Genomic DNA, 8801 nt, shown 5'->3' on the forward strand with positions numbered 1-8801 from the left:
GTATCAGTCGTCCAGCCGCGGGCTGTGGGCGCCGTAGGGCAGATCGACGTCCATGCCCGGTTCGCGCAGGTCGAGGAGGTTCTGGCTCTCCAGCATCAGGACGCCGGCGTCGGCGGGCCACAGCACCGCCCACAGCCAGTTGCCCATCGCCTCGCCCACGTAGACGGCCCGGTCGGGCCGGTCGCCGACCACCCACATGGGCACGGACCGCCCGCAGGTCGCGGCCGGGCCGCTGACGTCGAGCTTCACGTGCGGGGGGCTCCCGTTGAACGCCTCGCCGGGGTCGGAGCCCGCGAGCCCGGCGTAGTGGGCGCCGAGCCCGATGCCGGGCTCCTCGGCGATCAGCACCATGTCGGCGGGGCCGTGCAGGAGCCCCGGCCCGGACACGGCGACGGCCGTCGCGCGCGCGCCGGTGCGGTCGTCCCCGACCGTGGCGAATCCCGTGACGAGCCAGGCCGGCGGAAGGGGCCAGGGCGTCCAGACGGGGACCTTCGCGTCGCGCAGCACGGCGGCCAGCCCGTCCGGGCCGGGACGCTTGGAGGGCTGCCTCGGCAGCACGGCGCCGTGCACGCCGCACGTCCAGTCGCTGGACCAGAGTCCCGGTGCGCTGAGCGGACCCGCGCAGCGCGGGCACATCGGCTCCGCCCTCATGACTACCCACCCTGCGCGGCGACGTCCCGGATCGTCAAGTTCGGGCAGGTAGCCCGCGGGGAAAGGGGGAACAAAATGGGGTCATGGGGAAGCGGTCATGAGGAAGCGGTGCGTCGGCGGGATCGTGCGCGACGGCGACGGGCGGCTGCTGCTCGTCCGGCGCGGGCGGCCGCCCGGCGCGGGCCAGTGGTCCATTCCGGGCGGCCGGGTCGAGCCCGGCGAGGACGACCCGGCCGCCGTCGCGCGGGAACTGAGGGAGGAGACCGGCCTGGACGTCGCCGTCGGCGCGCTCGCCGGGACGGTCGAGCGCGCCGGTCCGGGCGGCGTCACCTACGAGATCCACGACTACACGGCCACCGTGACCGGCGGGACGCTCCGCGCGGGCGACGACGCCGCCGACGTGCGCTGGGTGCGGCCGGACGACCTCGGCGACCTCCCGGTCACGCCGGGGCTCCTGGACGCGCTCGCGCAGTGGGGCGTCCTGTGACGGGCGTCCCGTGACGGGGCCGGGCTAGGGCACCGGCACCGGCTCGGGCTCGGGCTCCGCCGTGACGGGGACGCCGCCGCCCGGCGTCGTGCGCTGGACGCGCATCCGCCGCGCCAGCAGGACGACCGCGGCCGCGTAGAGCGCCATCGGGACGACGTCCGCCGCCACGACCTGCCACGGCACACTGCCCTGCTCGATGTCGAGCTTGCCGACCGCCGCCGGGAGGAGGAACGCCATCAGGTTGTTGAACACGTGCAGCGCGATGCCCGACTCCAGGCCGCCCGTCCGCACCGCGAGCCACGCCGCGATGGCGCCGAACAGGAAGATGTCGAGGATGCCCCAGCCCGTGTAACCGTGCCCGGCCGTGAACAGCGCCGACCCGAGCACGATGCCGGGCCACGGGGTGCGGAACACCGCGCTGAAGGCCCGCCCGACCCTGCTGGTGGTGTTCTCCAGCGTGCAGGCGCCCACCGCCTGGAGCAGCCAGCCGCGGAAGACGTACTCCTCCGCCGCCGACTGGAACGGCACCAGCAGGACGATCACGATCGCGGGGGCCAGGAACCGGCCCCAGCCGACCCAGTGCTCGCCGGCGCCCGACTGGTCGTCCATCGCGATGGCCGCCACGACCGACGTCGCGTAGGACACGACGCAGAACGCGAGCGCCAGGCCGGAGCACGCCAGCATCCAGCGCCACCGCAGCCGTCCCGCGACCGACGACAGGGTGCCCGGCCGCCGCCGCTGGACCAGCCACGCGACGCCCAGCGCCACCGGCAGGAACAGGGCGAGCGACCCGAGGTTGAACACGAGGTCCGCGGTGTCGTTGCCGAAGATCGAGTCGGTGTCCGCCGTGGCGGGGTCCGGCACCTCCCCGGTGACCACCGCGTTGACGAACATCCCCACGACCATCAGCGGGATCGCGAGCCCGAGCCCGCCGACGAGGAGCACCACGCTGCCCAGCAGCGGGCGCCACCACCGGTGCGCCTCGTCCCGCGCCGCCTGGTGGTAGGGCCGCCCCTCGGGCGGGGGCACCGCCCACGGCCGCTTGGCCGGCGGCATGCCGTACCCGTACCCGTACCCGGGGCCGTACGCCCCCGGCCCGTAGGGGGCCGGCGGGTAGGGGCCGGGCGCGTACGCCTGTCCCTGCGCGCCGGGCTGGGCGGGTGCTCCCGGCCAGTAGGGCATCCCGGGCACGTAGTCCGGACCGCCGCCGCCAGAAGGCTGCGGCTGGAGGTGCGGCTGGGGCTGGGGCTGCTCGGGGCGGCCGGGCTCGGGGCCGGGTCCGGGGGCGGGGACGGCGGCGTCCGGCGGTGCCCAGCCGGTGCTCTCCCCTGGTTCTGACACGTGCGACCCCTCCCGTGGACCCTCCGTACGTGGGACGAATCGTACGGCCAGTCAGTGCCCGCGGGGGTCGAACCGCTTGGTGCGAGGCAGCCCGGCGGCGCGGCCCTTGGCGGCGATGACGAGCGCCATCTTGCGGGACGCCTCGTCGATCATCTCGTCGCCGAGGGTGGCGGCGCCGCGCCCCTCGCGCAGCGAGTGGTCGTAGGCGTCCAGGATCAGCTCGGCGTGGTCGTAGTCGTCCTGGGACGGGGAGAACACCGCGTTCCCGGCCTCGATCTGCGCCGGGTGCAGGACCCACTTGCCGTCGAAGCCGAGCGCGGCGGAGCGCTGCGCGACCCGCGTGAAGGCGTCCACGTCCCGGACGTTGAAGTAGGGCCCGTCGACGGCCTGCAGGCCGCGGGCGCGGGCGGCGATCAGGATCCGCATGAGGATGTGGTGGTAGGCGTCGCCCTCGGTGTAGCCGGGCGGCTGCTCGCCGACGACGAGGGTCCTCATGTTGAGCGACGCCATGAGGTCGCCCGGCCCGAGCACGAGGGCCTCCAGCCGGGGCGACGACGCGGCGATCGCGTCGATGTTCGTCAGGCCCTGGGCGTCCTCGATCTGGGCCTCGATGGCGATGCGGCCCACCGGCAGGCCGGTCGCCCGCTCGATCTGGGTGAGCAGCCGGTCGAGCCACTGGACGTGGGTGGCGTCCGACACCTTCGGCAGCATGATCGCGTCCAGGTTCGCGCCGGCGGCCTCGACGACCTCGATCACGTCCCGGTAGGCCCAGTGCGTGTCGAGGTCGTTGACGCGCACCACCCGCGTCCGGCCGGACCAGTCGCCCTCGTTGAGCGCGGCGGCGACGGTCGAGCGGGCGTCCTCCTTCGCGGACGGCGCGACGGCGTCCTCCAGGTCGAGGAAGATCTCGTCGGCGGGCAGGCCCTGCGCCTTCTCGATGAAGCGCGGGTTGCTGCCCGGGACGGCGAGGGTCGTACGTCGAGAGCGCATGGCCCGGATGCTATCCAGCCGGTGTGAGACCCTGCGGACATGGGTCTGGACGGCATGGGTCTGAACAGGGCGCTGGTGGAGGAGGCGGCCAGGAAGTCGGGGGTGCTGTGGCTGGACCTGCCCGGCCTGCCGCAGCCGCGGGCCGCCTGGCACGTGTGGCACGACGGCGCCGCCTACGTGCTGACCGGCGGCGAGGGCGAGCAGCCGCTGCCGGGGCTGGCCGAGTCCGCGCACGTGACGGTGATCCTCCGCAGCAAGGACAAGGGCGGGCGGCTCCTGTCGTTCACCGCCGACGTCCAGGTGGTCGAGCCGGGCACCGAGTCGTGGGACGCCGTGACGCCGGTCCTCGCCAAGGAGCGCCTCAACGCCCGCACCCACGAGGGCCAGGTCGAGACGTGGGCGACCGAGTCGTGGATCGTCCGGCTGACCCCGGTGGACGAGGTCGTGACGGCGGACGGGGACTACGCGGCCGTCCGCCCGGTGCCGACCCGGGCGACCACCGCCGGCCCGCCGCCGCGCATGCTCGGCGGCAAGCGCCGCCAGGCCGACCGCTAGCCAGGCCGACCGCTAGCCGAGCCGACCGCCGGCCGCGCCGGACGGCACGCGCCGGGCGGCGGCTACATCGGGAGCCGGCGGCCCTCCGCGAGGGCCCGCAGCTTGTCCGGATTGGCGACCAGGTGGATCGTCTGGACCTGGCCGGCCTCGTCGACGTCGACGGTGACGGCGCTGATCGGGCCGTCCGGGCCGGCCACCACGATCGCCGGCTCGCCGTTGACCTCGACGCGCTCGAACCGCATGTCGCCGGCGGCGACGCCCTGGTAGGCCACGCCCCTGATCCCGCCGAGGAAGCGGCCCACCTTGTCGGCGCCGAAGATCGCCCGGCGCGGGGCGCGGACCTTGCCGCCGCCGTCCGACCACAGCGCGACGTCCGGGGCGAGGACCTCCATGAGCCGGTTGATGTCGCCGCCGAGGACAGCGTCGAGGAACCGCTCGGTCGCGGCGCGCCGCTCGGCGCCGCCCGCCTCGAAGCGGGGGCGGCGCGCCTCCACGTGCTTGCGGGCGCGGGTGCCGAGCTGCCGCACGGACGCCTCCGACCGGTCCAGCGCCGCCGCGATCTCCGCGTACGGGTAGCCGAAGACCTCCTTGAGGACGAAGACGGCCCGCTCCAGCGGGCTCAGCGTCTCCATGACGACCATCATGGCGATGGACACCGACTCCGACAGCTCGACGTCCTCGGCGACGTCCGGGCTGGTCAGCATCGGCTCCGGCAGCCACGGCCCGACATAGGTCTCCCGCCGGGCCTGCGCCGAGCGCAGCCGGTCGAGCGCGACGTTGGTGGTGATCCGGACGAGGTAGGCCTTCGGGTCGGCCACCCCCGACCGGTCGCCCGAGGACCAGCGGAGCCACGCGTCCTGCACGGCGTCCTCCGCGTCGGCGGCCGTGCCCAGCATCCGGTAGGCCACCGCGAACAGCAGGTTGCGGTGCTCCTCGAAAGCGTCGTCGGTCATCGTCGTCAACCCTTTCATGCCCCCTGGGACGGAACACCCGCGCGGACTGTGACATGCCCCGCCCGAAGAGTCCGGTCTGGCGTGCCGGGTCCGGATTGGCGGGTCGATCATGGGTAGTGTCCGGACCATGAGTGCGGCTCCGACACGGGTGTTCATCGCCCGGCTGGCGGGCATCGCGGTGTTCGACCCGGCCGGGGACCAGGTCGGCAGGGTCCGCGACGTCGTGGTCGCGCTGCGGCTGGCGCCGCGCCCGCCGCGGGTGCTCGGGCTGGTGGTGGAGGTCGCGTCGCGGCGGGCGGTGTTCCTGCCGATGACCCGGGTGACGGTGATCGAGGCGGACGCGATCGTCTTCGACGGCCGGCTCAACGTGCGGCGCTTCAGCAAGCGGGAGTCGGAGACGCTCGTCATCGCGGAGATGCTGGACCGGACGATCCGGTTCCGCGACTCGGGCGAGCCGGTCTCCGTCGTGGACGTGGCGATGGAGCCGACCCGGACGCGGGACTGGCTGGTCGGCAAGGTCGCCGTCAGCCGCCGGACGGGCCGCGCGCTGCGCAAGCGCGGGGAGAGCATGGTCGTCGACTGGGACGCCCTGGAGGGCTTCTCCGCCGTCGAGCACGGGCAGGGCGCGGCCGGGCTGATCGCCGCGTTCGGGCAGATGAAGGCCGCCGACCTCGCCAACATCGTGCACGAGCTGCCGGCCAAGCGGCGCACCGAGGTCGCGGCCGCGCTGGACGACGAGCGGCTCGCCGACGTCCTGGAGGAGCTGCCCGAGGACGACCAGATCGAGATCCTCGGCAAGCTGAGCGTGGAGCGGGCCGCCGACGTCCTGGAGGTGATGGGCCCCGACGACGCCGCCGACCTGCTCGGGGAGCTGCCGACCGAGCAGCGCGAGCGGCTGCTGACGCTGATGGAGCCGCAGGACGCGGCCCCGGTGCGGCGGCTGCTCACCTACCCCGACCACTCGGCGGGCGGGCTGATGACCACCGACCCGGTGATCGTCGCGCCGGACGCGACGGTCGCCGAGGCGCTCGCGCTGATCCGCCGCCCCGACCTGAACCCGGCGCTCGCCGCGCAGGTGTACGTGTGCCGGCCGCCGACCGCGACGCCCACCGGCCAGTACCTCGGCACGGTGCACTTCCAGAAGCTGCTGCGCGAGCCGCCGCCGACGCTCGTCAGCGGGATCGTCGACACCGAACTCGATCCGCTGCGGCCCACCATGTCGCTGGAGGCCGTCGCGATGTTCCTGGCCACCTACAACCTCGTCGCGGGCGCCGTCGTGGACGAGACCGGGCACCTGCTCGGCTCGGTGACGATCGACGACGTCCTCGACCATCTGCTGCCCGAGGACTGGCGGGAGGCGGTGATGGACGCCGCCGCCGAGGAGTCCGCCGATCCCGAGGAAGAGGCTCTGCGGGGGACGACATGATGACGACACGGCCGATGAGCGCGCGCCTGGACCAGCCGAGGGAGGTCCGCCGGACGCTGCTGCCGCGGATCCACTACGACCCCGAGTCGTTCGGGCGGCTGTCGGAGCGGATCGCGCGGTTCCTCGGCACCGCCAGGTTCATCGTCTACATGACCGTGTTCGTCGCGGTGTGGATCGTGTGGAACCTGGCGGCGCCCGACGCGCTGAAGTTCGACCCGTACCCGTTCATCTTCCTGACCCTGATGCTGTCGCTGCAGGCGTCCTACGCGGCGCCGCTGATCCTGCTCGCGCAGAACCGGCAGGACGACCGGGACCGCGTCCAGTACGAGCAGGACCGGGCCCGCGGCGACCGCGGCATCGCCGACACCGAATACCTGACCCGGGAGATCGCCGGGCTGCGGGTGGCGCTGAGCGAGGTCGTCACCCGCGACTTCCTGCGCTCGGAGCTCCAGCAGATCATCAGGGACCTGGACGCGAAGGAGCACGCCCCGTAGAAGGAGCATGCCGCGTGGGCGGCCGCGCCCCGGGGCGGGGCGTCAGGCGGGGGCGTTCTCGTCGGCGAGCTTGTCGAGGATGTGCCCGAGGGTGCGCAGGTCGGCCTCGTCCAGCCGGCTGAGCAGGTGCTCCTGGACGCCCTGCCGGTAGGTCGGGGCGGCTTCGGCGAGCCGGTCCCGCCCGGCGGGGGTCAGCGCGGCGTACAGGCCGCGGGCGTCGTCCGCGCAGGACTGCCTGATCACCAGCCCGTCGCGCTGCAGCCGGTCGACGAGCCGGGTCAGCCCGCTGCGCGACAGCAGCACCCGGTCGGCGAGGTCGTTCATCCGCAGCCGCCCGCCCGCCGCCTCGCCGAGGTGCATGAGCACCTCGTAGGAGGCGAGCGCGAGGTCGTGCCGGGCCGCCAGGTCCGCCTGCAGCCGGCGGGAGAGCTGCGCCTGCGCGCGCAGCATCGTCCGCCAGACAGCCGGCTCGGCGGACGCGAGGATACCGGTGGTCACCGGACCGATGGTACGGCCGGCGGGCCGCCGGCGCGATGGAGACGCACGCGACATGTGAGGACCGACACCCTGATTAACGGGTACGCCCTCGGGGTTCATACCATGGAGCCATGGCCTCCCAGTTGACGACCGAGCGGGTGACCGAGGCTCTCGCCACGGTGAACGATCCTGAGATCCACAAGCCCATCACCGAGCTCGACATGGTCAAGAGCGTCGACATCGCCTCGGACGGCACCGTCCGCGTCGGCGTGTTCCTGACCGTGGCCGGATGTCCGATGAAGGACACCATCACCAAACGCGTCACGGAGGCCGTCTCCAAACTCGACGGGGTCGCCTCCGTCCAGGTCGACCTGGACGTGATGAGCGAGGAGCAGCGCAAGAACCTGCAGACCAAGCTCCGCGGCGGGCAGCCCGCCAAGGAGATCCCGTTCGCCCAGCCGAACTCGCTGACCAAGGTGTACGCGGTGGCGAGCGGCAAGGGCGGCGTCGGCAAGTCGTCGGTGACGGTGAACCTCGCCGCCGCGCTGGCCGCGCAGGGCCGCAAGGTCGGGGTCGTGGACGCCGACATCTACGGCCACTCGGTGCCGCGCATGCTGGGCGTGCAGAACTCGCCCACCAAGGTCGAGGACATGATCCTGCCGCCGACCGCGCACGACGTGAAGGTGATCTCGGTCGGCATGTTCACCGCCGGGAACCAGCCGGTCGTGTGGCGCGGGCCGATGCTGCACCGCGCGCTCCAGCAGTTCCTCTCGGACGTGTACTGGGGCGACCTCGACATCCTGCTGATGGACCTGCCGCCCGGCACCGGCGACATCGCGATCTCCGTCGCGCAGCTGCTGCCGTCCGCGGAGATCCTCGTCGTCACCACCCCGCAGCAGGCCGCCGCGGAGGTCGCCGAGCGGGCCGGCGCGATCGCCGCGCAGACGCACCAGCAGGTCGTCGGCGTGATCGAGAACATGTCGTACCTGTCCTGCCCGCACTGCGGCGAGCAGCAGCACCTCTTCGGCGAGGGCGGCGGCCAGACGGTCGCGGACGCGCTGACCAAGACGCTCGGCACCCGCGTCCCCGTGCTCGGCCAGGTGCAGATCGACCCGCGCCTGCGCGAGGGCGGCGACAACGGCGTCCCGCTGGTGCTGTCCGACCCCGACGCGGGCGCCGCCAAGGAGCTGCGCACCATCGCCGACAAACTCGGCGGCCGCAGCCGCGGCCTCGCCGGCATGTCCCTCGGCATCAGCCCCAAGGGCCGGTAAGCCTGGCCACCGCCTTACGAGTCGGGTGGCCGGAGGGCGCTCTGCGCCCGGAGGTCACCCGGCCCGCCGAACGAGAGGGCGTTTCCCCAGACGCGCCAGCGGCTCGGCTCCCCCGCAACCCGGGGCTCGACAACGGCCGGAAGACCCGCTGGGGCC

General features: G+C 73.7%; 10 protein-coding genes. 5 read left to right on the plus strand and 5 right to left on the minus strand.

The window, feature by feature from the left end; all coding sequences use genetic code 11:
- Nucleotides 1-3 precede the first annotated feature (3 nt).
- Nucleotides 4-651, minus strand: a complete 648-nt coding sequence (locus ABZ806_RS06010; protein WP_500215720.1) for a DUF6758 family protein — start codon at nt 649-651, stop codon at nt 4-6.
- A gap of 97 nt (nt 652-748) precedes the next feature.
- Between ABZ806_RS06010 and ABZ806_RS06015 the strand changes: the two genes are divergently transcribed.
- Nucleotides 749-1138: an NUDIX hydrolase gene (locus tag ABZ806_RS06015; RefSeq protein WP_500215721.1), complete on the plus strand. Its 390-nt coding sequence runs from the start codon at nt 749-751 to the stop codon at nt 1136-1138.
- 24 nt (nt 1139-1162) lie between these two features.
- Here the strand turns inward: ABZ806_RS06015 and ABZ806_RS06020 are convergent, their stop codons facing one another.
- Nucleotides 1163-2479, minus strand: a complete 1317-nt coding sequence (locus ABZ806_RS06020; protein ID WP_500215722.1) for a CPBP family intramembrane glutamic endopeptidase — start codon at nt 2477-2479, stop codon at nt 1163-1165.
- A 51-nt stretch (nt 2480-2530) separates the two neighbouring features.
- Nucleotides 2531-3469 (minus strand): HpcH/HpaI aldolase/citrate lyase family protein, encoded by a 939-nt coding sequence (locus ABZ806_RS06025; RefSeq protein ID WP_500215723.1) that lies wholly within the window; start codon nt 3467-3469, stop codon nt 2531-2533.
- A 39-nt stretch (nt 3470-3508) separates the two neighbouring features.
- Here ABZ806_RS06025 and ABZ806_RS06030 point away from each other — a divergent pair, with 39 nt between their 5' ends.
- Nucleotides 3509-4024, plus strand: coding sequence for a hypothetical protein (locus ABZ806_RS06030; protein WP_500215724.1), 516 nt, complete (start codon nt 3509-3511; stop codon nt 4022-4024).
- Between the two features lie 62 nt (nt 4025-4086).
- Here ABZ806_RS06030 and ABZ806_RS06035 read toward each other — a convergent pair whose 3' ends face one another.
- Complete coding sequence (locus ABZ806_RS06035) at nt 4087-4977, minus strand: RNA polymerase sigma-70 factor (protein WP_500215725.1); 891 nt, start codon at nt 4975-4977, stop codon at nt 4087-4089.
- 127 nt (nt 4978-5104) lie between these two features.
- Here ABZ806_RS06035 and ABZ806_RS06040 point away from each other — a divergent pair, with 127 nt between their 5' ends.
- Together ABZ806_RS06040 and ABZ806_RS06045 are read left to right on the plus strand one after the other, a co-directional pair.
- Nucleotides 5105-6403, plus strand: coding sequence for a magnesium transporter MgtE N-terminal domain-containing protein (locus tag ABZ806_RS06040; protein ID WP_500215726.1), 1299 nt, complete (start codon nt 5105-5107; stop codon nt 6401-6403).
- Between the two features lie 14 nt (nt 6404-6417).
- Nucleotides 6418-6897, plus strand: a complete 480-nt coding sequence (locus ABZ806_RS06045; protein WP_500215727.1) for a DUF1003 domain-containing protein — start codon at nt 6418-6420, stop codon at nt 6895-6897.
- A 42-nt stretch (nt 6898-6939) separates the two neighbouring features.
- On the opposite strand, the gene ABZ806_RS06050 is transcribed toward ABZ806_RS06045, so the two are convergent.
- A complete protein-coding gene (locus tag ABZ806_RS06050; RefSeq protein WP_500215728.1) occupies nt 6940-7395 on the minus strand; it encodes a MarR family winged helix-turn-helix transcriptional regulator in 456 nt (151 codons plus the stop codon).
- Between the two features lie 110 nt (nt 7396-7505).
- Here ABZ806_RS06050 and ABZ806_RS06055 point away from each other — a divergent pair, with 110 nt between their 5' ends.
- On the plus strand, nt 7506-8645 hold the full coding sequence (locus tag ABZ806_RS06055) for an Mrp/NBP35 family ATP-binding protein (RefSeq protein WP_500215729.1): 1140 nt from the start codon (nt 7506-7508) through the stop codon (nt 8643-8645).
- The last annotated feature ends 156 nt before the right edge of the window (nt 8646-8801 follow it).

This window comes from Spirillospora sp. NPDC047418 (assembly GCF_040643275.1).
Taxonomy (GTDB): Bacteria; Actinomycetota; Actinomycetes; order Streptosporangiales; family Streptosporangiaceae; genus Spirillospora.